Here is a 20930-nt window from a genome sequence, read left to right as displayed (position 1 = left end):
TGTGGGTGGCGGTTCGGGCGCCGGATGTGAGGCGGATCTGTACGTCGTGGGAGGGGGTGCCGTGGTGGCGGCGGCCGGAGGACTCGCCCATGGCGAAGGCGAAGCGGACGTTCGGGGCGCCGGTTGCGAGCGCGAGACTCGGTACGTCGAGGATCGCGACGTACTGGCCGGGCAGCGTGCGACCGTCGAGGGTCGGTACGGCGACCTCGGTGTCGGCGGTCCAGCGGAAGGTGCCGTTCTCGCGGATGTAGGCCGCGGGTGATGCGTCGGCCAGCCGTTCCATGTCGGTTGCCGAGGCGGGGCCGCCGGTGTCCTGGTCGTCGAGGATCGCGGTGATCTCGATCGTCTCGACCGGGCCGAACTCGCGGACCACATCCAGCGCCGCGAGAGTGATCACCCCGGCGGCCCAGTGGCTGGCCAGCACGATCGGGGCGCGCTGGCCGCCTGCGATCACCTCGGGCGCGATGTCGGTCATGCCGCTCGAGATGCTGAGGTACGGGATCCCGTGATCCTGGGCGTACCGCAGTCCGTGCAGGTGCTTGTCCCACACGGTCGCGACGACGGCCGAGTACGACGCCTCGCCCGGCAGGCCGAGGTTTGGCCGGGAGATGTCGACGGTGGCGGCGGTCGCCGTACCGAGGTCGTCGGCGACGTGTTGGGCGCGGCCGAGGTCGCGCCCGGCGATGGTCAGGGGCAGGGCGGGATGCCAGTCGCGGAGCATCGCGGCGGTGCTCGAACCTGCTTGTCCTGAGCCGCCGAGCAGCAGTACCGGGTGCATGATTCCTCCTAAGCTACATTTTGTAGGCTACAAGTTGTAGCTTAGGATCTGGGGCGACGCAAGGAGGGTCATGGCGGCTCGGATGTCCAAACAGGCAAGGCGCGATCAGCTGCTCGACGCTGCCCTCGCGGTGGTGCGCGAGCGGGGGACCGACGGGCTGACGCTGGTCACGCTCGCCGAGGCGGCGGAGGTCAGCCGGCCGATCGTGTACGACCATTTCGGCACGCGCTCGGGGTTGCTGCTGGCGCTCTATCGGCTGCTCGACGAGCAGCATCGGGCCGCGGTCACGCAGGCGCTCGAGGGTGCTGCCGACACCGCACAGGTCCTGAGCGTGGCCTACTTCGCCTGTGCGACAGACCTGCCGGAGTTCGCGGCGGTGTCAGCAGCGTTGAAGGGTGATCCGGAGGCGGAGGCCGCCCAGCACGAGCTGCTGGGTGACTACGTCAAGCTGATGGTGACGGCGCTCAAGCCGCACTCAAAACTCGCGCCCAAGGCGTTGCGGCTGCGATGCCTCGCCCTGTTAGGCGCGGCCGAGGCGTTGACGGTCGAGCTGAACCACGGGCGCATCACGGCCGGCGAAGCAGTCGCTGCCTTCGCCGGCCTGATGCGCTAATTATTTGGTGTAGAGGGCCTCGACGTCGGCCTCGTGGTTCGCCATCACGATGTGGCGGCGCAGCGAGAGCTTCAGCGACAGCTCGCCGGACTCCTGCGTCCAGTCGATCGGCAGGATCTCGAACTTCTTGATCCCCTCGGCCTTGGAGACCGTGCCGTTCGCCTCGTCGACGGCCTTCTGGATCTCGGCGATCAGGTCGGCGTCATCGGTCAGCGACGCGACGTCGGTCGGCTTCCCGTGTGCGGTCGCCCACGGGATGATCGTCTCGGGGTCGATCGTGATCAGCGCGGCGATGAACGGCCGCGCGTCGCCGACCACCATGCACTGGCTGACCAGCGGGTGCAGGCGGATCTGGTCCTCGAGCACGGTCGGGGCGACATTCTTGCCGCCGGCCGTCACCAGGATCTCCTTCTTCCGCCCGGTGATCTTGATGAACCCGTCGACGTCGAACTCGCCCAGGTCGCCGGTGTGGAACCAGCCGTCGGAGTCGATGGCGGCCGCCGTGTCCGCGTCGTTGTTCCAGTAGCCCGACATCACCTGGCCGCCCTTGAAGAGCAGCTCACCATCGTCCGCAACGGCGACCGTCACACCAGGAAGCGGCCGTCCAACGGTGCCGATGCGGATGTCGTCCGGCAGGTTCACCGAGACCGCGGCGGTGGTCTCGGTGAGGCCGTAGCCCTCCAGGACCGGTACGCCGATTCCGCGGAAGAAGTGGCCGAGTTTGTCGCCGAGGGGCGCGCCGCCGGAGACGGCGTACTGGACCTTGCCGCCGAGGACCGTGCGCAGCTTGCTGAAGACGAGCCGGTCGAACAGGGCGTGCTTGGCCTTGAGGCCGAAGGACGCGCCGCCCTTGTCCTGGGCCTGGGAGTACGCGATCGCGGTCTCCGCGGCGGCGTCGAAGATCTTGCCCTTGCCGTCGGCGTGCGCCTTCTGGCTGGCGGAGTTGTAGACCTTCTCGAACACCCGCGGCACGCTCAGGATGAAGGTGGGCTTGAAGGAGCCGAGGTCCGCGACCAGGTTCTTCACGTCCGGGCTGTGCCCGACCTTGACCCGCTTGATCACGCAGCCGACCTGGATGATCCGGGCGAAGACGTGGGACAGCGGCAGGAACAGCAGGGTGCTGGCGCCGTTGGTGTCGAAGAGCTCGTCGAGGATCTTGACGGCCGGCTCGAGTTCGGCGAAGAAGTTCCCGTGGGTGATCCGGCAGCCCTTCGGCCGGCCGGTCGTGCCGGAGGTGTAGATCAGCGTCGCCAGGTCCTCGGGCGCCACCGCCGTACGGCGCTTGTCGTACTCGGCGTCGGTGATCTCGCGGCCGAGCTCGGTGAGCTGGTCGACGGCGCCGGCCTCGATCTGCCAGACCTCCTGCAGCGCCGGGGCCTCGGCCCGGGCCGACTCGATCACGGCGCCGTGGGTCGCGTTCTCGGCGACGGCCACGACGGCCTCGGAGTCGGTCAGGATCCACTGCACCTGGGAGGCCGACGAGGTCTCGTAGATCGGCACGGTGACCGCGCCGATACTCCAGATCGCGTAGTCGATCAGGGTCCACTCGTAGCGGGTCGGGCTGAGCAGGGCGACCCGCTCGCCGTGCTTCACGCCGGCCGCGATCAGGCCTTTGGCGACCCCGATCACCTCGGCGGCGAACTCCGCCGCCGTCACGTCCTGCCATGCCTCGCCGACCCGGCGGCTGAACACCGGCAGGTCAGGATGGGATGACGCGTTGGCCCACACGACATCGCTCAGGCTGCCGGTGGGCGGCTCAGTCACAGCAGGAACGGTGTACTCACGCATCCGCGTCTCCTCAGTCGGTCACGAATTGTCGACTTCCGGCGCACGCTACAGTCACCTACCCAGAAGTAGCCAGGTTTATGTGACCCACGGAACTAGGTTCTAGTCATGCCCACACTCGACATCAGTTGCGACGACCTGGTCGTCGCGGATCCAGCCTACGTCGCCGAGCGGCTCGGTTCGGACACCCTGTGGCGCGAGTGGTGGCCCGAGCTCACCTTGACCCCCTCCGAACGGCGTGGCGCCGAGGGCGTGCGGTGGGCCGTTACCGGCGCCGCGATCGGTACGGCGGAATGGTGGCTGGAGCAGGTCCGGGACGGGGTCGTCGTGCACTGGTACCTGCGGGTCGATCCGGCCCGTCCGGTCCGGGGCCGGGCGCTGACCAGGGTGCGGGAACGGTACGTCACGCAGTACCGGGAGCGGCTGTGGGCGTTCAAGGACGAAGCCGAAGCGGGCCGCGCCGCAGGCGAGCGACGACCCGGGCACCAAGCCGCGATAGTCTCTCGCTCTGAGCAACTCCCGGCAGTGCACGTCCCGTTCGGTCAAGACCCGTTTAAGCAGGCCCGGCAGCAAAGAGGTGAATCGATGGCGGATCAGACCACCTCGACCATCGTGGTGAACGCGACCCCCAAAGAGATCATGGCGGTGATCGCGGACTTCGCGGCGTACCCGGAGTGGGCCGACTCGATGCGGGAGACCCAGGTGCTGTCCACCGACGAGGCCGGCCGGCCCAAGCAGGTCCGGTTCAAGGTCGACGCCGGCGCGATCTCCGACGAGTACACGCTGGACTACGTCTGGTCCCGTAACGAGGTCACCTGGACGCTGGTCGAGGCCAAGATGGTCAAGGGCATGGACGGCGCGTATGTGCTGCGTGATCTTGGCCCGGAAGGAACCGAAGTGACGTACCGGCTGGCAGTGGACGTGGCGATCCCGATGATCGGCATGCTGAAGCGGAAGGCCGAGAAGGTCATCATCGACACAGCCCTGAAGGGGCTCAAGAAGCGCGTCGAGTCCTGATCAGACGTGACTCGGGTACTGCTGTACACAGGTAAAGGTGGCGTCGGCAAGACGACGTCGGCCGCAGGCACGGCCACGCTCGCCGCACTGCGCGGTCTGCGCACGCTGGTGCTGTCGACGGACGCCTCGCACTCGCTGTCGGACGCCTTCGACTCCGAGGTCGGCCAGGAGCCGACCGAGATCGACGACCTGCTGTTCGTCCAGCAGATCGACGCGCAGCGCCGGTTCGAGCGCTCCTGGGGTGACATCCAGGCGTACTTGCGGTCGGTGCTGCACATGGTCGGCGTGGACCCGATCGAGGCCGAGGAGCTGACCGTGCTGCCGGGCGCCGAGGAGGTGCTCGCGCTGCTCGAGGTGCGCGACCACGTCCGGTCCGGGCGCTGGGACGTGATCGTGGTCGACTGTGCGCCGACCGCCGAGACCCTGCGGCTGCTCGCACTGCCCGATGCGCTGAACTGGTACATGGAGCGGATCTTCAACGCCGAGCGCAAGGTGATGCGGACATTCCGGCCGTTCCTGAGCCGTTCGTCGAGTATCCCGATGCCGGACGACACCGTCTTCGACGCGCTGCGCCGGTTGCAGGCCGACCTCTCCGACATCCGCGCCCTGCTGGCCGGTCCGGACGCTTCGGTGCGGCTGGTGCTGACGCCGGAGGCCGTGGTGGTGGCGGAGGCTCGACGTTCGCTCACGCGCTTGTCCCTGTACGGGTATCGGGTCGACGGCGTGGTGGCCAACCGGGTGTTCCCGGCGGCCGGAGCCGATACCTGGCGCCGGCAGTGGGTTGCTGCTCAACGCGGGATCCTGGAAGAGGTGGCCGATTCGTTCCGGCCGCTGCCGATCTGGGAGTCGCCGTACCGGGTTTGTGAGCCTGTCGGGGTCGAGGAGCTGGCTGCTTTCGCTGTTGAGATGTACGGCGGGGACGATCCGTTCGCGCGGGCTACCGAAGAGACCTCGTTGTGGGTGGATCGGCACATCGATACCGACGGCCGCACGTACACGCTGACGATGCCGTTGCCGCTGGCCTCCGCGAGTGAGCTGGAGCTGGCCCGGCACGGCGATGAGCTGATCATCACCGTCGGGTCGTACCGGCGGGTGCTGCCGCTGCCGGCGGCGCTGGCGCGGGGTGTGGTGGCCGGGGCGCGGCTGGACGACGGGCGGCTGCAGGTGCGGTTCTCGCCGCGTGAGGTCGCGCGGCCGGTCGAGGTGCCCGTTGCGGCCGGGCCGTTGGAAGCCGCTTCTGAGCTGGCCCAGGGATTGACGGCTGAGTACCACGCCAAGCAGGAGGCCCGCGAGGCGGCGATCGGGGAGGGCCGATGACTCCCAAGGAGCCGGTCGGGACGGTCGCCGAGGAGGCCGCGAAGCTGTTCGCCGTACTGCAGGCTGCTGCCGATACTCATGGCGGCGAGCATGAAGCTGCGCCTGAGGCTGAAGACGAGCATGAGCACAAGGCGGGCCCGGACTGTGTCTGGTGCCCGGTGTGTCAGTTGATCAACAAGGTGCGCAACACCAGCCCGGAGACGATCGAGCAGCTGTCGACGGCCGCCGCCCAGGTGCTCGGTTCGGTGCGTACGTTGCTGGAGGCCGCGGCCGAGGTCGCTCGGCAGAAGCAGGAGGACGCAGCGTCGCGTTCCTCGAAGTCTGAAGAGGAGCCGGCTCCGCCGAAGGTGGACCGGATCGACGTGAGTGAGGACCCCGAACCATGGGACTGACCATCGGTATCGATGTCGGCGGGACCAAGATCGCCGCCGGTGTCGTGGACGCGGACGGCACGATCGGTGCCCGGACGCATCGCGACACCCCGGCCGACTCGGTCGACGCCACCGCTGCGGCGATCGTCGACGCGGCCGCCGAGCTGATCGCCGCGCATGAGGTGGAGGCCGTCGGGATCGGTGCGGCCGGGTTCGTGTCGTCGGATCGGTCGACCGTGCTGTTCGCGCCCAACCTGGCCTGGCGGGACGAGCCGCTCGGGGCCCGGGTCGCGGAGCAGCTGAAGATTCCGGTGGTGGTGGAGAACGACGCGAACGCCGCGGCCTGGGGTGAGTTCGCCTTCGGTGCCGCGCGGGCTGCCGAGCACATGGTCTGCATCACGGTCGGGACCGGTATCGGCGGTGGCGTGGTGATCGATGGCGAGCTGCTGCGTGGCGCTCATGGTGTCGCAGCCGAGCTTGGCCACATGCGCGTCGTACCGGGTGGTCATCGTTGTGGCTGTGGAGCGAGGGGCTGCTGGGAGCAGTACGCGTCGGGCCGGGCGCTGGTGCGCGAAGGACGTGCGCAGGCGGAGTCCGGTTCGCTGGCTGCGGCGCAGATGCTGAGTGTGTGCGGGATCACCGACCCGGCTGAGCTGACCGGGCCGATGATCACCGAGGCTGCCGCCGCGGGCGATCCGTGCGCGATGGAGCTGCTGGAGGATCTCGGCCGATGGCTGGGCGAGGGGCTGGCGAGCATCGCCACGCTGTTCGACCCGTCCACGATCGTCATCGGTGGTGGCGTGAGCGCGGCCAAGGAGCTGCTGATGAAGTCGGCCCAGGTCGCCTTCGAGAAGCACCTTCCGGCCCGGTCCAACCGGCCGCACCCGTCGTTCGGGCTCGCCGAGCTGGGGAACGACGCCGGTCTGATCGGCGCTGCCGACCTGGCCCGCCGTCCGGTCCCGGTTCTGTGAGGCCCGGCCGCGTGGTTAGCGTGCTGCGGGATACTGGACCTACTGAGGGGGACACGACGAGGAGGCTCGTGTGGCTCTGACGCAGGCTTTGACGATCGGCATCGACATCGGTGGCACCAAGGTCGCCGCCGGTGTGGTCGACCCCGAGGGCAACATCCTGGACCGTTTGCGCCGGGACACGCCGACCAAGGACCCGCGCGAGACCGAGGACGCGATCGCCGAGATCGTCCGTGACCTCGAGTCGCGGCACGACGTGATCGCGGTCGGGATCGGAGCGGCCGGATTCGTCGACGGCACGCGGTCGTCGGTGCTGTTCGCGCCGCACCTGGCCTGGCGGCACGAGCCGCTGCGGGATGCGGTCGAGCGGCGTCTCGGCGTACCGGTCGTGGTTGAGAACGACGCGAATGCGGCTGCCTGGTCGGAGTGGCGCTTCGGTGGCGGGCAGGGCGAGAGCCACCTGGTCTGCGTCACGCTGGGCACCGGCATTGGCGGCGCCATCCTGAACGACGGGGCTCTGCAGCGCGGGAAGTTCGGGATCGCTGGCGAGTTCGGGCACATGCAGGTCGTGCCGGGCGGGCATCGCTGTGAGTGCGGCAACCGTGGTTGCTGGGAGCAGTACGCCTCCGGGAACGCGCTGACCCGGGAGGCGCGTGAGCTGGCGCTGTCCGGATCGCCGGTTGCGCACAACCTGCTGCGGGCGGCCGGTGGCGACCCGCGGAAGATCAACGGACCGATGGTCACCGAGCTGGCCAAGGACGGCGACCCGGTCGCGGTCGAGCTGCTTGAGGATGTCGGTCGCTGGCTCGGTATCGGCCTGGCCAACCTGGCCGCGGCGCTCGACCCGGGCACGTTCGTGATCGGTGGCGGCGTCTCGGATGCGGGGGAGCTGCTGCTGGCTCCCGCGCGGGAGGCGTTCAAGCGGACGCTGACCGGTCGCGGTTTCCGGCCGGAGGCGCGGATCGTGCGCGCGGTGCTCGGCCCCGAGGCCGGCATGGTCGGTGCCGCCGACCTGGCGCGCGAAGAGGCGACCTGGCTGCGCCGGGTCCGGGTGAAGACGACCGCCGTGACGGCCAAGACGGCCGCCGCCCGAGGCCGTTCCACCCGAGTCGAACGAGCCGCCCGCAAGTCAGCGGCCCGCCGTACCGGCCTGCGCGCCGCCTCTGCCGAGTCCGCCGTCGAGCTGGACGACTCGGAGGCATGAAGGTCCTGTCGTACAACGTCCACCGGTGGGGTGATGACCGGGAGGCGCTTGCGCGGGTGGTGAAGGCTTGTGCGCCTGATGTGATGCTGGTGCAGGAGGCTCCTACCTGGTGGGGGACTCGGCGGAAGCGGCGGGCGATGGCGGCGAGTTTCGGCTTGCGGTACGTCGCTGCTTCGGCTCGGAACGCGGTTTTGGTTGCTGAGAGCATCGATCTGGTCGGGGCATTGCACTGGCGGATCTGGCGTCCGTTTGTACGGCGTCGGCTGCGGCTGATCGCCACTCAGCTGCCCGGCGGTGCGGTCGGTGGGCGGGTGACGCTGGGGTCGGCCGAGGTGGCGCTGGTGGTCTGCCATCTCGGATTGCACATTCTTGGCCGGCAACACGAGCTGGAGCAGGTTCTGCGCGGCTGCCGCTCGTTCGGTACGCCGTACCTCCTGGTCGGTGATCTCAACGAGACGCCGGACGGTCCGGTCTGGCAGCGGTTGGCCGACGAAGGGCTGATCGATCTCGGCGCGGACGCCGGGCCGACGTTCAGCTCGAGTGATCCGCATAAGCGGATCGACGGGGTGCATGTCACGCCGGAGCTCTCCGGCCGGGTGTTGCCGATCCCGGCCGAGGTCGTCGGCGACCTTCCGCTGGCATCTGACCACCTTCCCCTCTTGATTGAACTGCACCTCTGAGACATAGGATCTCTCGCATGAGGAATCCGGTGAGCAGCCTGCGCTACGACCGTCCGGCAGGGGAGTGGGTGGAGGCGTTGCCGCTGGGCAACGGCCGGATCGGGGTGATGTGTTTCGGCCGGCCCGGGACCGAGCGGCTGGCGCTGAACGACGAGACGCTGTGGTCCGGCAGCCCGGAGACCCAGCGGCTGCTGTCGGTACCGCGAGGTGCGATCGGATCGCAGGCTGTGCAGGCGGTTCGCGACGCGGTCGCAGCCGGCGATGTACGGCGGGCCGAGGAGCTCGCCACCGGGTTCCAGGCGGGGTACTCGCAGGCGTACCTGCCGCTGGGGGACCTGCTGCTGGACTACACGGTCGACGGCCAGCCGACGTCGTACCGGCGTGAGCTCGATCTGGATTCGGCGATCTCCACCGTCGAGTACGAGATCGGAGGTCTGACGGTTCGGCAGGAAGCGTTCGTCAGTCATCCGGCGGGCGTGTTCGTCGTGCGGGTGACGGCTTCGGCGCCGATCGGGGTGACCGCTCGGCTGATCTCGCAGCTGCAGACGTCGCCGGTCGGCAACGGGCTCCTGCTCCAGGCGCCGGCCGACGTGGCCCCGCCGCATCGCGACGTACCGGAGCCGGTGCGGTACTCGGACGGGCCCGACCGCGGGATGGCGGCGGCCGTTGCGCTCCGCATCGCAAGCAACGGCTCCGACAGCGGGATGTCTGCTGCGGACGCCACTGAAATCACCATCATCCTGTCGACCGCCACCGGCTATGTGGACCCCGCGACCGCGCCGACCCGGACTGGTGCGGAGTGCTTCGCCGAGGCCGACGAGCGGGTGCAGGCTGCGCTCACTCGCGGGTACGACGAACTGCTGGCCGAGCACGTGGCCGACCACCGCTCGCTCTACCGCCGCTCGACGCTGGAACTCCCGGCTGTGGCGGCCTCGGAGCTTCCGACCGATGAGCGGCTGGCGCACAGCGACGACCCGGCGTTGGCGGCGCTGATCTTCAACTACGGCCGCTACCTGATGATCGCGAGCTCGCGGCCGGGCGGCCTGCCGACCAACCTGCAGGGCATCTGGAACGACATCCTGCAGCCGCCGTGGAGTTCCAACTACACGGTCAACATCAACACCGAGATGAACTACTGGCCGGCCGAGACGACCAACCTCTCCGAGTGCCACGAGCCGTTGCTCAGCTATCTCGGCCACCTCGCCACCGCGGGCCGCCGTACAGCCTCAGAACGCTATGGCGCAGCCGGCTGGGTCGCGCACCACAACGCCGACGCGTGGTGCTGGACGGTTCCGGTCGACGGCAACCCGGTGTGGGCGAACTGGCCGATGGCCGGCACCTGGCTGGTCCGGCATCTGTGGGACCACTACGCGTTCACCGGAGACCGTGAGTTCCTCGAGCAGGCGTGGCCGGTGCTGCGTGGGGCCGCGGAGTTCTGCCTCGACTGGCTGACCGAGCTCCCCGACGGCACCCTCGGTACGTCGCCCTCGACCTCCCCGGAAAACCTGTACGTCGCCGCCGATGGCGAACCGGCGTCCGTCACGGTCTCGGCCACGATGGACCTGGAGTTGATCGCCGACCTGTTCGACCGCTGTGCCGAGACCGCCTCGGTGCTCGGGCTGAGCGACGTACTGGTGGATGAGTTCGCGGCAGCCCGGAAGCGGATCCCGGATCCGTCGATCGGCAGCCAGGGGCAGCTGCAGGAGTGGGCGGCGGATCTGCCCGAGCAGGATCCGCACCACCGGCACATGTCGCATCTGATCGGTCTGCATCCGGGCGACTTGATTACCCCGGACGGCACGCCGGAACTCGCGGCCGCGGCCACTCGGACGATGGACCTCCGCGGCGACGAGGCGACCGGCTGGTCCTTGGCCTGGAAGATCAATCTCCGGGCGCGGCTCCGCGACAGTGCCGGAGCGCACCGGCTGGTCCTGGCTCTCCTGACCCTGGCCGGTCACACCAAGACCGACTACCTCGGCAGCGGCGCGGGCGTCTATCCGAACCTGCTGTGCGCGCACCCGCCGTTCCAGATCGACGGCAACTTCGGCGCCACCGCGGGGATCGCGGAAATGCTCCTCCAAAGCCACACCGGCGAAGTCGAACTCTTCCCGGCGCTCCCGACCGACTGGCCGACCGGAACCATCACCGGCCTCCGCGCCCGCGGCGGCGTCACCGTCGACCTCACCTGGTCCCCGGACGGCCGGTCCGTAACCCTGACAGCGGACCACGACCAGAACCGCACCATCCGGTACGGCGACAGTCGCGTCCCGATCACGTTGGTCGCTGGAACGGCGTACCGGCTCGACCTCCTGGCGCTGCCATAATCGCGTGAATGGCGAAACGTTCCAGCCGCGCCTGGCGTGAGTATCGGGCCGACTATCTCAGCCGGCCCGACCAGGCATCCGAGAGCGCCCGGATCCTCACCGGCGCCAAGGTGTGTTCCCGCCTGCTGGCGATCGGCGCCGTGCTCTGTCTCGCCACGATCGCCGGCCGGCTGTTCGCCGGCAGCGCGGATGTGTCCCTCGGTGGCGTCACCCTTCCGCTCGACTTCGCGTGGGTCGGTCTGCTGGCGCTGACGGTCGCGCACGCGTTCACCGGGGCATTCCTGGCCCATCGCATCACGGCGTACCTGCCTTATCTGCATCTGCCCGAGCAGGCTCTGCAGGTGTTCCGCGAGGTCACCAGCAGCGGCAATCCGTTCGTCTTCGGGATGCGCTCGCGGGCGCTGCCTCGGCGGCCCGGCGGCAGGTATCACCCGATGAGCCTGCGTGATCCGTCGGCCTGGGTCGCGTACGGCGCGGCTGTGGTGCTGCTGCTCGCGGTCCTGCCTTGGCGCGTGGAGGCGGGCCGGATCGTCGTGGGCGGTTGGGCCCAGGTGGTGCTGGCGGTCGTGCTGCTCGCCGTGAACTGGTGGGCCGGCTCGGTCTGGATGGTTTCGCTCTCGCGGCTGCACTATCTGGGGAGTGAGCTGCGCGATCTGCCTAGCGGTCCGCTCCGCCGCGACGAGCTGCTTCGCCTGCTGAAACCGCTCGAGTCCGCGTACGTCGAGGCGTTGTCCGAGGTCGAACTTTATCGGCTCGCGAACCTTCTGCAGCGTTTCATCCAGTTCCCGGTGCCGCGCACCGATGTCCGCTTGTGCATCGGCCCGCACTCTGAGACCCGACGTCAGTTCCGGGTGCAGCCGCGAGGGCTGTGCGTGGGGCACTACCAGCGGATCGAAGCCACCTATCTGCAGGTCACCGCGGTGGGGCAGCCGGTGGTGCTGTCCGAGCTGTCCCGCGGTGCCGGGTCGTCAGAGCGCATCCAGCGCTGGTCGCGGGAAGGCACCGACTTCTCGGCGTCCGAAGAAATCGAGCGCTGGGTGTCCGGACTCGGCCAGCGCTGGCCGCGCCGAAGCAAGCTTCGTGGCCCCAAGCGCGACCGGTGGTGGAGGTTCGTTTCCTAGCTCTTCTTCCTGCGGTTGAGGAAGGCCAGCATGGCTTCCTGGGCATCGGGGGAGCCGAAGAGGCCGGCGGAGAGTTCGGCGAGGTCGGTGCCGCGGGCGTCGATGTCGGCGAGGAGTTCGCGGTTGAGCAGCTTCTTGGTCTCGCGGAGGCCCTGCGGGACGCCCTTGAGGACGGACTCGAGCAGGGAGTCGAGGACGGTGTCCAGTTCGTCGTCGGCCACGGTGAGCGTGACGAGGCCGAAGCGGGCCGCCTCCAGACCGTCGAACGCGTTGCCGGTCAGGAAGGTGTACGCCGCCGCCCGGTCGTTCAAGCGGGCGAGCACGGTCAGCGAGATCGTCGCGGCCGCTAGTCCGAGCCGGACCTCGGTCAGGGCGAACGTCGTACTGGCTCCGGCGACGCTGATGTCGGCTGCCGCGACGATGCCGATCCCGCCGGCGCGGACCGGTCCGGAGACGCGGGCGACGACCGGCTTCGGGTTCGCCACGATGGCGCGCTGGACGTCGACCATCCGCTGCGCGCCAACGCCCATACCGACACTCGTCGCCTCGGACATGTCCGCACCGGAGCAGAACACGTCGAGCGCCGACCGAATCACGATCACTCGGGCCGCGTCGTCAGCGGCGGCACTCTCCAGGTGCTCGAGCAGTTCGCCGGTGAGCTGCTGGGAGAGCGCGTTCTTGTTGTGCGGAGAGTCCAGGGTGATGGTCGCCACGCCGTCGGCGATGCTCAGGTGAACGAGTTCGGTCATGGGGTTATCCAACCTCAGGAGTTGCCTTGCGGTTCAGGGGGTCCGCGTGCCGGTGGACCATCTTCCAGTCGCCATCCTCGGCCCTGAACACCATCGTCACCCGCAGTTCGTGATGATGCTCACCCGGGCGGTCGACGTACCGGACAGTGCAGCGCTCGATCGCGACCGTGTACGCCGAGTCGGGGCCGACGTGCTTGTCCAGGTACTCGAACTCGACCTTCGCTCCACTCGGAGCGAACTGGGCCGAGGCCCACTGGTACCGCGCGCCGACCTGCGTGCTTCCGGTCTCGAAGCCACCGAAGCCGCCGAAGATCGAGCTCACCTCACTGCGTGAGACCAGCGGCATCCACTGCGAGACATCGCCGTTCACGAACGCGGAGTTGGCCTCTTCGAATCGGCGCAGGAACGACTCGAAGTCCGGTGTCATCGGTTGCTGTCTCCTGTTCGGCGGGCCTACTTCAGATCGGCGTACGTCGGCGACAGCTCGCGGGCCAAGTGCTCGACGAACAGGCCGACGTCGGTGACGATACCGCGCGCCTGGGTGGAGCCGCGGTCCGCGAGCTTGGTCACGGTGGCCGGGTTGATGTCGACGCAGGTGAGCGGGATCGAGGACGGCAGGATGTTGCCGGTGGCAACGGAGTGCAGCATGGTCGCGGCCATCAGGCAGTAGCCGACACCGGCCAGCTCGTTGCGCATCGCGCGCTGGCCCTCGAGTACGTCGGTGTAGACGTCGGGCAGCGGGCCGTCGTCGCGGACCGATCCGACCAGCACGAACTTGTTGCCCTTCTTGACCAGTGCGTGCATCACGCCGGAGGTCAGGACCCCCTGCTCGACGGCGGCCGCGATCGAACCGGCCTTGCGGATCGTGTTGATGGCCCGGATGTGGTGCTCGTGGCCGTGCTCGACGCCACGACCGCGGGCCAGATCGACACCGAGCGACGTACCGTAGAGCGAAGATTCGATGTCGTGGGTGGCCAGTGCGTTCCCGGCGAACAGGACGTCGACGAAACCGGCCTCGACCAGCGCGACCATGGCCGGCGCGGCGCCGGTGTGCACGATGCCGGGGCCGCCGACCCAGAGCACCTTCAGGCCGTTCGCCTTCGCCTCGCGCATCCCGTCCGCGACCTGCTGGACCAGCACCCGCTGCGGCTTCTCGCTGGACACGTCGGACTCCATGAAACCGAAGCCCTCTTCAGTGCTCGCCACGATCGGCGGGGTCACCTTGACGCCCTGCGCGCTCGAGATGATCCGCATCCCGGCCTTGACCTCCGACATCGGGATGGTCCGCACGCGACCGTCTTCGACGAGCAGGCCGCAGTCCATCTCCGGGTTCTGCACCGTCACCCAGTGACCGTCCAGCCGGACGCTCGTCGGCAGGTTGGTGGTCGAGTAGAAACCGTCCGGGAAGACACCGTCCTGGCTGACTTCGGCGATCTCCGGCGTACCGGGGTCGACCAGGTTCGCGCCCTTGGTCTGGATCCGCATCAGCAGCCGCTGCAGCGACTCCTCGTCGTCCGCACCGACCGTCATCCGGACCGTCGACGGGTCGTCCTTGTCGTAGCCCAGGTCGAACTTGTCCAGCGTGTACTCACCGCCGTACCCGCGGATGTCGTCGAGCACCCGGGAGAGCAACCCCGAATCCATCAGGTGGCCGGTGATCTCGACCGTCTCGCTGACCTGCACGGGGTACCTCCCTCACCAAGAACGTCAGATTGTCCGACGATCTGCTGATGCTAACTCACACGACAGCTCCGTCGTCCGGGGTGTCGTCCTGGGGGAGGCGGTCTTTCATCCGGATCACCAGCGTGAGGAAGCCGCCGATGAAGCCGGCCACGGCGAGGGCGGTGATCCGGCTGTCGCCGAAGTCGAAGAGGGCGGCCAGGATCAGCAGGATCGGTCCACCGAGCAGACCGAGCCAGGCGAGCCGGCTGATCCAGTCGAGCTTCGGGCCGCGGGTCGGCTCCGGTGGGACGTAGTGGTCGTGCGGGTCGTCGGCTGCCCGCTTGGGGCGGGGCTCGGGCTCGTCCTCCGGCTCGTCACCGACGATCAGACCGGCCGGTACGTCGATCAGCGGTTCGTACTTCTCGTCGACATCCTCGCTGGCCGGCCACCGCGGCACCGGCGTCTCACCGCCGTCGTGGCCGGGCGCGGACGGCGCGTTGAACTGTTGGACCAGCGACTTCCACTCCGCGTCCTCGGTGCTGCGCGCGATCACCGGGCGGGCCTGGTCGATCTGGCCGGCGTCGACGAACAACTCGTCCGGCACCTCTTCGGAAGTTTCGCAGTACGCCGCGATGCCCGCCTTGGCCAGCGCGGCCAGGACCGGCTCGGCCACCTGCGCATCGATTCCGCCGAGCGAGGTGTACTCCGCGGCGGTCAGACCGTTGTCACGCATCGGCGGGGCCGGTCACGCGGGCAATGAAGGCTGCCGAGTCCTCGAAAATCCGTGGCGCGTCGTTGTCCAGGGTCGCGACGTGATAGCTGTCCTCGAGCAGGGTCTCGGTCACGTCGCGGGACGAGATCGACGTGAGGACGCGGCGGGCTGAGCTGGCTTGGACCACGTGATCGACAGTACTGCGGAAAAGCAGCACCGGCTGGGTTACCTTCGGCAGATCCGCCTGGACGACCTTCCACAGCTTCGACAGCGACAGCGCCGCCTTCAGGGGCATCCGGGAGTAGGCGCCCTCGTCGACGCCGGGCTTCTTGATGTCGTTCGCGATACCCGGGAACGAGGGGATCACCTTCGACAGCGCCGGCAGCAGTCCGAGCCGCTTGTCCTCGGTGCTCACCGACGGGTTGATCAGGACCACACCGGCGATGTCGGCGCCGCGCTCCTCGGCCAGCCGGAGGACGAGCGCTCCGCCCATCGACAGGCCGATGACGACGACCTGCTCATGCTCCTGCCGGAGCCGGGTCAGCTCGTTGTCCAGTACGGCGTACCACTCCTGCCAGCTGGTGCGGTTCATCTCCTGCCACGTGGTCCCGTGGCCGGGCAGCCGCGGCACGGCCACGCCGTACCCGAGATCGGCCAGGTGCTCGCCGTACGGGCGCATTGCGCGCGGTGAGCCGGTGAATCCGTGGCTCAGCAGGACGCCGACACCGGCGTTCTCGCCGGACCCGGAGCTGCGGAACTCCTCCGCGTGGACTTGCACTGGCACGGTCGACTCCTCGCCGGTCGTGGTTCCTCACAGACGGCATTCATCGGTGGCAACAGCCCCCACCCGCCGCGGGATCAATGGTCGCATCTGGACTTCATCCAGTCTGCATCCAGGTGACAACACGGTGAGCAACATCAACATTCCTGGCGGTGACATTGCCTGAGGGGGAAGCTGGAACGTAGTCTCCGCACCGGCAGGCACTGGTGTCTGAGGCACCAGGGGCCGACCATGGATGGGTACTCGGTTGGTGGCGGAGCATGTCGGGCGAGTGACGGAGGTCGAGGCGGATGCTGTACCTGCTGATCAGACAGTTCATCGTTGCACCATTCGTGAAGCTCTTCTTCCGGCCGAAAGTGACCGGGCTGCACCACATCCCGACCGACGGCCCGGCGCTGCTGGTCAGCAACCACCTCGCGTTCTCGGACTCGATCTTCCTGCCGGTCGCGGTGCCGCGGCAGATCGTCTTCCCGGCCAAGTCGGAGTACTTCACCGCTCCCGGGCTCAAGGGCAAGCTGATGGCGACGTTCTTCCGCTCCATCGGCCAGATCCCGATCGACCGCTCCGGCGGCCGCGCCTCGCTGGCCGCGCTGAACACCGGCCTGGACATCCTGAAGAAGGGCCAGCTGTTCGGGATCTACCCCGAAGGCACCCGCTCACCCGACGGCCGCCTGTACAAGGGAAAGACCGGCGTCGCCCGGATGGCGATCGTCGCCGGCGTCCCGGTGATCCCGGTCGCGATGATCGACACCCACAAACTGCAGCCGCCCGGCTCGATCCTGCCGAAGGTCTGGCGCCGTGAGCCCGGCAAGCTCTTCCCGCGGATGAACCGCCCCGGCGTCGCCGTCGGCGAGCCGCTGGACTTCTCCCGCTACGAGGGCATGGAGCGCGACCGCTTCGTCCTCCGCTCGGTCACCGACGAGATCATGTACGCCCTGATGGACCTGTCCGGCCAGGAGTACGTCGACATGTACGCCGACAAGGCCAAGGAACTCATCAAGGCCGGCGAATCAGTCGACGACCACCTCCGCCTGGGCGACACCAAGGCCTCCTGACGCCTCGCTCCGTCGCCTGCGCACCGGGTGTGACTGAGACGGTGGTGTGCGGGTGGTGGGGGTCGCTTAGGGTTAGGGCATGCAATTCGCGACGTTGAGTGCCGGGGAAGTGCCTGGGGTTCCGAGTTTGGACGAGTTGCGGGGGCTCAAGCCGCTGCAGCAGCCTGAGTGGCCTGATCCGGTGGCTTTGGAGCAGGTGATCGGGGAGTTGCGGACGTTGCCGCCGCTCGTGTTCGCGGGTGAGTGTGACGACCTGACGACGAAGATCGGGGCGGTGGCGCGGGGTGAGGCGTTTCTGCTCCAGGGTGGGGACTGTGCGGAGACGTTCGCCGGGGTGACCGCGGAGAACATCCGGGCCAAGCTGCGGGTGCTGCTGCAGATGTCCGTCGTGCTCCAGTACGCCGCGAGTGTGCCGGTCGTGAAGGTCGGGCGGATCGCCGGGCAGTACGCGAAGCCACGGAGTTCCGGTGAGGAGACTCGGGACGGTGTCACGCTCCCGACGTACCGGGGTGATGCTGTCAACGGGCTGGAGTTCACGCCCGAGGCCCGGATCCCGGACCCGCAGCGGCTGCGCGGGGTCTACAACGCGGCTGCCGCGACGCTGAACCTGACGCGCGCGTTCACCACGGGTGGGTACGCCGACCTGCACCAGGTGCACGCTTGGAACACCGACTTCGTGAAGTCGTCGCCGGTGGGGCAGCGGTATGAGCAGCTGGCCAGTGAGATCGAGCGGGCGCTGGCGTTCATGCGGGCCTGTGGTGCGACGGCGGACGAGTTCAAGACGGTCGACTTCTACGCCTCGCACGAGGCGCTCATTCTTGAGTACGAACACGCGCTGACCCGGATCGACTCACGCACTGAGCAGCCGTACGACGTTGGCGGCCATCTGCTGTGGGTGGGGGAGCGGACGCGGCAGCTGGACGGCGCGCATGTGGAATTCCTGGCGTCGCTGAGCAACCCGCTGGGTGTGAAGATCGGGCCGACCACCACGCCGGAGTACATCCGGGCCCTGATCGACAAGCTGAACCCGAAGGGCATCGAAGGCCGGCTGACCTTCATCACCCGGATGGGCGCGGGCAAGATCCGCGACGGGCTGCCGCCGTTGCTGGAGGCTGTGCGTGATCACGGTTCGCCGATCGCTTGGGTATGTGACCCGATGCACGGCAACACGTTCGAGACGCCGAACGGGTACAAGACGCGCAGTTTCGACGCGGTGATGGACGAGGTCCAGGGCTTCTTCGACGCGCACCAGCAGGTCGGCACGTGGCCGGGCGGTATGCACATCGAGCTGACCGGCGACGACGTCACCGAGTGTGTCGGTGGTGGTGAGGCGCTGGTCGCCGAGGACCTCGCGAACCGGTACGAGACGGCGTGCGACCCGCGGCTGAACCGGCACCAGTCGCTCGAGCTCGCGTTCCTGGTCGCCGAGCGGCTGCGGGCCGCACGGGCATGATCGACCTCCGGTCGGACACCGTCACCCGGCCGTCGGCGGGGATGCTGGCGGCGATGACGAGCGCGCCCCTCGGCGACGACGTGTACGGCGAGGATCCGACCGTCAACCAGCTCGAGGAGACTGTCGCGGGACTGCTCGGGCACGAGGCCGGGCTGTTCACGACCACGGGGTCGCTGGCGAACCTGCTCGGCGTACAGGCGTTGGTCCCGCGCGGCGGGGAGCTGCTGTGCGAGGCGAGCGCCCACGTGGTGCGCGCCGAGCTCGGTGGGCACGCGGCCGTCAGCGGCGTCACCACGCGCACGTGGAGCGCGCCGGCCGGGCAGATCGACCTCGAGCAGATCCGAGCGCTGATCGCGCCCGACCTCGGCCCGTACTTCGTCACCACCTCGGCCGTCTCGGTCGAGAACACGCACAACTTCGGTGGCGGTGCGATCCAGCACGGGTACGACGCTCTCGCCGACGAGCTCGAATCCCGTGGAATCCCGCTGCACCTGGATGGCGCTCGGCTCTGGAACGCAGCCGTCGCCACGGGTCGCACGCTTGCCTCGTACGGCGTCCGCGCGACCGCCGCGAGTGTCTGTCTGTCCAAGGGCCTGGGTGCCCCGGTCGGGTCGGTCCTCGTCGGGTCCACCGAGTTGATCCGTGAGGCACGGATCTGGCGGAAGCGCCTTGGCGCCGGCTGGCGGCAGGCCGGCGTACTGGCTGCGGCCGGTCTCTACGCGCTTGACCACAACTTCGACCGCCTCGCCGAGGATCACGCCAACGCCCGCCTGGTCGCCGAGGTCCTCGCTGACGCCGCGCCCGGCTCGGTCAAACCCGACCAGGTCGACACCAACATCGTCATCGCCGATCTCTCCGTCACTGGCAAGACCGTCGCCGAGGTCGTCTCGGTCGCCCGCGCCGAAGGCCTGCTCGTCGGCGGCGTCGGCGCCACTCAGCTACGCGTCGTCACGCACCTCGACGCATCAGCCGCCGATTGCCGTACCGCCGCCGAGATCCTCGCCCGCCTCCTGGGTGCCTGACCGCCGGGCCACGAAACGCTGGCGGACGATGATCGTGCCGTCGGCGTCCTCGTCCTCGTTGCGCCACTGGAAGCTGTCCGGCGTGATCTCGGTGAAGATCCAGCGCGTCTTCGCGGACTTCGGTTCACGGGCCTCGAGGGTGATGCTGTCCGGGCCGGAATGCCCGATGAACGTCATCACCACGGCATGCTTCGGGCCCATCCAGGTGGACCGGAAGGCACCCAGTTCGGGATCGTGTAGGCGGATGGTCAGGCCCCACTCGCCATCACCGTCGGTCGCCCGGGCCGCCCGGCTGGGCGTGATCCAGATGTCGGCGACCGCCCGGCCGTCCAGCGCCCACGCGAAATGCCACTCGCCCCTGGTCTCCCGCGTCACCCGGCCCTCGTCGTCGTACCAGCTGACGTCGAGATCCCAGCTGCCGATCAACGGAGCAAACGGCCGGAACGCCTCCTCGAACTCCGCCCGCGGAGCGTCGGACACCATCAACCCAGCCAGCACCAAAGCTGCATTTGCACCTGTCATACCGCGAACCTAGCGCAGCCCGGGGACACTTTCGGTCGGGTCCTTCAGGGCCAGTCGGTCGAGGCGCCGACGCGAGCCGGTACGGCGTCGATCGCGGACCCCCAGCCCATCACAAGTGCCCGAATCACCGCCACCCAGGCCTGGCTTCGCCGCGCACACGCACTTGTGATGGCCTGCCCGTCCACACCAACCTCCGCCTCCGCCTCCAGAGATTTGAACGGAGAACCCCTGAACTGGTCCCTTCTCCCCTGAATATCCGAGGGGAGAAGGGCTCAGTTGAACGGATATCCCCTGAGATGGGGGTTGCCCATCGGAAATTCAGGGGGCACCCCCATCTGAAGGGGCAACCCCTGTCTGAGGGGGTTGGCAGTCGAGTGGGGGCCAGTCGAAAGTTCTCGGCCGGCGATGTGCGCTGTGGCTGATCGCCGCGTCCGGCCGATCGAAGGACGGGGTGGCTGGGCGCCGCGGTGGCTGGGGGGGATGGCGAGGTCCGGTGACCGCGGCTTCACGTTGCCTGGGGTGGCGGGCTTCGGCTGCTGTGCGGAAAACGAGGGGATCTCCGCTCAAGTTGCTGGTTCTCCCCTCGTTATTTGAGCGGAGAACCAGCACATTGAACGGATATCCGGTCCTACTGTCCGATGTCCGGGTGATTTGCCGTCATCCCCGTCACAACGTCCGACGATCCGCAGGCCAGGCGTGCGGGTCCTTCGGACGTTGCGGGTACGGCGCTCAGCTGAGCCGCCAACACGAGCGGATATCGGCTCGTGTTGTCGGGCCGGGGATGGCGGGGTGGGAC

At 68.6% G+C, this 20930-nt stretch carries 20 protein-coding genes; 12 read left to right on the top strand and 8 right to left on the bottom strand.

Translation table 11 applies throughout. From position 1 onward, the window contains the following. Window positions 1–778, bottom strand: a 778-nt coding sequence (locus tag E1261_RS28400; protein ID WP_132411815.1) for a saccharopine dehydrogenase family protein, incomplete at its 3' end; no start/stop codon positions are given. 70 nt (window positions 779–848) lie between these two features. On the opposite strand from E1261_RS28400, the gene E1261_RS28395 reads away from it, so the two are divergent. Continuing rightward, on the top strand, window positions 849–1391 hold the full coding sequence (locus E1261_RS28395; protein ID WP_238176484.1) for a TetR/AcrR family transcriptional regulator: 543 nt from the start codon (window positions 849–851) through the stop codon (window positions 1389–1391). Here the strand turns inward: E1261_RS28395 and E1261_RS28390 are convergent, their stop codons facing one another. Next, a complete protein-coding gene (locus E1261_RS28390; RefSeq protein WP_132411813.1) occupies window positions 1392–3179 on the bottom strand; it encodes an AMP-dependent synthetase/ligase in 1788 nt (595 codons plus the stop codon). 105 nt (window positions 3180–3284) lie between these two features. On the opposite strand from E1261_RS28390, the gene E1261_RS46515 reads away from it, so the two are divergent. The 8 genes from E1261_RS46515 to E1261_RS28350 all read left to right on the top strand — a co-directional run bounded on the left by E1261_RS46515 (window position 3285) and on the right by E1261_RS28350 (window position 12178). Beyond that, window positions 3285–4193 carry an SRPBCC family protein gene (locus tag E1261_RS46515; protein WP_132411811.1) on the top strand — a complete coding sequence of 303 codons (909 nt, stop codon included), beginning with the start codon at window positions 3285–3287 and terminating at the stop codon, window positions 4191–4193. Between the two features lie 6 nt (window positions 4194–4199). After that, a complete protein-coding gene (locus E1261_RS28380; RefSeq protein WP_202875097.1) occupies window positions 4200–5510 on the top strand; it encodes an ArsA family ATPase in 1311 nt (436 codons plus the stop codon). Beyond that, window positions 5507–5902, top strand: coding sequence for a hypothetical protein (locus tag E1261_RS28375; protein WP_132411809.1), 396 nt, complete (start codon window positions 5507–5509; stop codon window positions 5900–5902). The genes E1261_RS28380 and E1261_RS28375 overlap by 4 nt, the downstream gene beginning before the upstream one ends. Continuing rightward, a complete protein-coding gene (locus E1261_RS28370) occupies window positions 5893–6852 on the top strand; it encodes an ROK family glucokinase (RefSeq protein WP_132411807.1) in 960 nt (319 codons plus the stop codon). The genes E1261_RS28375 and E1261_RS28370 overlap by 10 nt, the downstream gene beginning before the upstream one ends. 70 nt (window positions 6853–6922) lie before the next feature. After that, window positions 6923–8053 (top strand): ROK family glucokinase, encoded by a 1131-nt coding sequence (locus E1261_RS28365; protein WP_132411805.1) that lies wholly within the window; start codon window positions 6923–6925, stop codon window positions 8051–8053. Next, window positions 8050–8733: an endonuclease/exonuclease/phosphatase family protein gene (locus tag E1261_RS28360; RefSeq protein ID WP_132411803.1), complete on the top strand. Its 684-nt coding sequence runs from the start codon at window positions 8050–8052 to the stop codon at window positions 8731–8733. Before E1261_RS28365 ends, E1261_RS28360 begins: the two co-directional genes overlap by 4 nt. Before the next feature lie 17 nt (window positions 8734–8750). Beyond that, window positions 8751–11057: a glycoside hydrolase family 95 protein gene (locus E1261_RS28355; protein WP_132411801.1), complete on the top strand. Its 2307-nt coding sequence runs from the start codon at window positions 8751–8753 to the stop codon at window positions 11055–11057. 8 nt (window positions 11058–11065) lie between these two features. After that, window positions 11066–12178 (top strand): hypothetical protein, encoded by a 1113-nt coding sequence (locus E1261_RS28350; protein ID WP_132411799.1) that lies wholly within the window; start codon window positions 11066–11068, stop codon window positions 12176–12178. On the opposite strand, the gene E1261_RS28345 is transcribed toward E1261_RS28350, so the two are convergent. The 5 genes from E1261_RS28345 to E1261_RS28325 are packed head-to-tail and all read right to left on the bottom strand — an operon-like array spanning window position 12175 to window position 16085. Continuing rightward, window positions 12175–12927 carry an enoyl-CoA hydratase-related protein gene (locus tag E1261_RS28345; RefSeq protein WP_132411797.1) on the bottom strand — a complete coding sequence of 251 codons (753 nt, stop codon included), beginning with the start codon at window positions 12925–12927 and terminating at the stop codon, window positions 12175–12177. The two genes, E1261_RS28350 and E1261_RS28345, sit on opposite strands and share 4 nt — an antisense overlap. Before the next feature lie 4 nt (window positions 12928–12931). Continuing rightward, on the bottom strand, window positions 12932–13354 hold the full coding sequence (locus E1261_RS28340; protein WP_132411795.1) for a nuclear transport factor 2 family protein: 423 nt from the start codon (window positions 13352–13354) through the stop codon (window positions 12932–12934). A gap of 26 nt (window positions 13355–13380) precedes the next feature. Further along, the gene (locus E1261_RS28335) at window positions 13381–14610 is read right to left on the bottom strand and encodes an ornithine cyclodeaminase, nickel-pincer nucleotide-dependent (protein ID WP_132411793.1); all 1230 of its coding nucleotides are present in this window, start codon (window positions 14608–14610) and stop codon (window positions 13381–13383) included. 55 nt (window positions 14611–14665) lie between these two features. Further along, window positions 14666–15322, bottom strand: coding sequence for a hypothetical protein (locus E1261_RS28330; RefSeq protein WP_132411791.1), 657 nt, complete (start codon window positions 15320–15322; stop codon window positions 14666–14668). Then, window positions 15315–16085: an alpha/beta hydrolase gene (locus E1261_RS28325; protein ID WP_165952691.1), complete on the bottom strand. Its 771-nt coding sequence runs from the start codon at window positions 16083–16085 to the stop codon at window positions 15315–15317. The genes E1261_RS28330 and E1261_RS28325 overlap by 8 nt, the downstream gene beginning before the upstream one ends. Window positions 16086–16372: 287 nt before the next feature. Here E1261_RS28325 and E1261_RS28320 point away from each other — a divergent pair, with 287 nt between their 5' ends. The 3 genes from E1261_RS28320 to E1261_RS28310 all read left to right on the top strand — a co-directional run bounded on the left by E1261_RS28320 (window position 16373) and on the right by E1261_RS28310 (window position 19612). Then, on the top strand, window positions 16373–17137 hold the full coding sequence (locus E1261_RS28320; protein WP_132411789.1) for a lysophospholipid acyltransferase family protein: 765 nt from the start codon (window positions 16373–16375) through the stop codon (window positions 17135–17137). 79 nt (window positions 17138–17216) lie between these two features. Then, entirely contained in the window at window positions 17217–18590 is a 1374-nt protein-coding gene (locus E1261_RS28315; protein ID WP_132411787.1) for a class II 3-deoxy-7-phosphoheptulonate synthase, read from the top strand. Next, complete coding sequence (locus tag E1261_RS28310; RefSeq protein ID WP_132411785.1) at window positions 18587–19612, top strand: threonine aldolase family protein; 1026 nt, start codon at window positions 18587–18589, stop codon at window positions 19610–19612. Before E1261_RS28315 ends, E1261_RS28310 begins: the two co-directional genes overlap by 4 nt. Here E1261_RS28310 and E1261_RS28305 read toward each other — a convergent pair. Further along, a complete protein-coding gene (locus E1261_RS28305; protein WP_132411783.1) occupies window positions 19556–20134 on the bottom strand; it encodes a hypothetical protein in 579 nt (192 codons plus the stop codon). The genes E1261_RS28310 and E1261_RS28305 overlap by 57 nt on opposite strands. Window positions 20135–20930: the final 796 nt, after the last annotated feature.

The sequence above is a fragment of the Kribbella albertanoniae genome, assembly GCF_004348455.1.
Classification (GTDB): domain Bacteria; phylum Actinomycetota; class Actinomycetes; order Propionibacteriales; family Kribbellaceae; genus Kribbella; species Kribbella albertanoniae.
The sequence above is the reverse complement of the archived record's forward strand: the minus strand, read 5'-3'. Positions and strand labels throughout refer to the sequence as shown.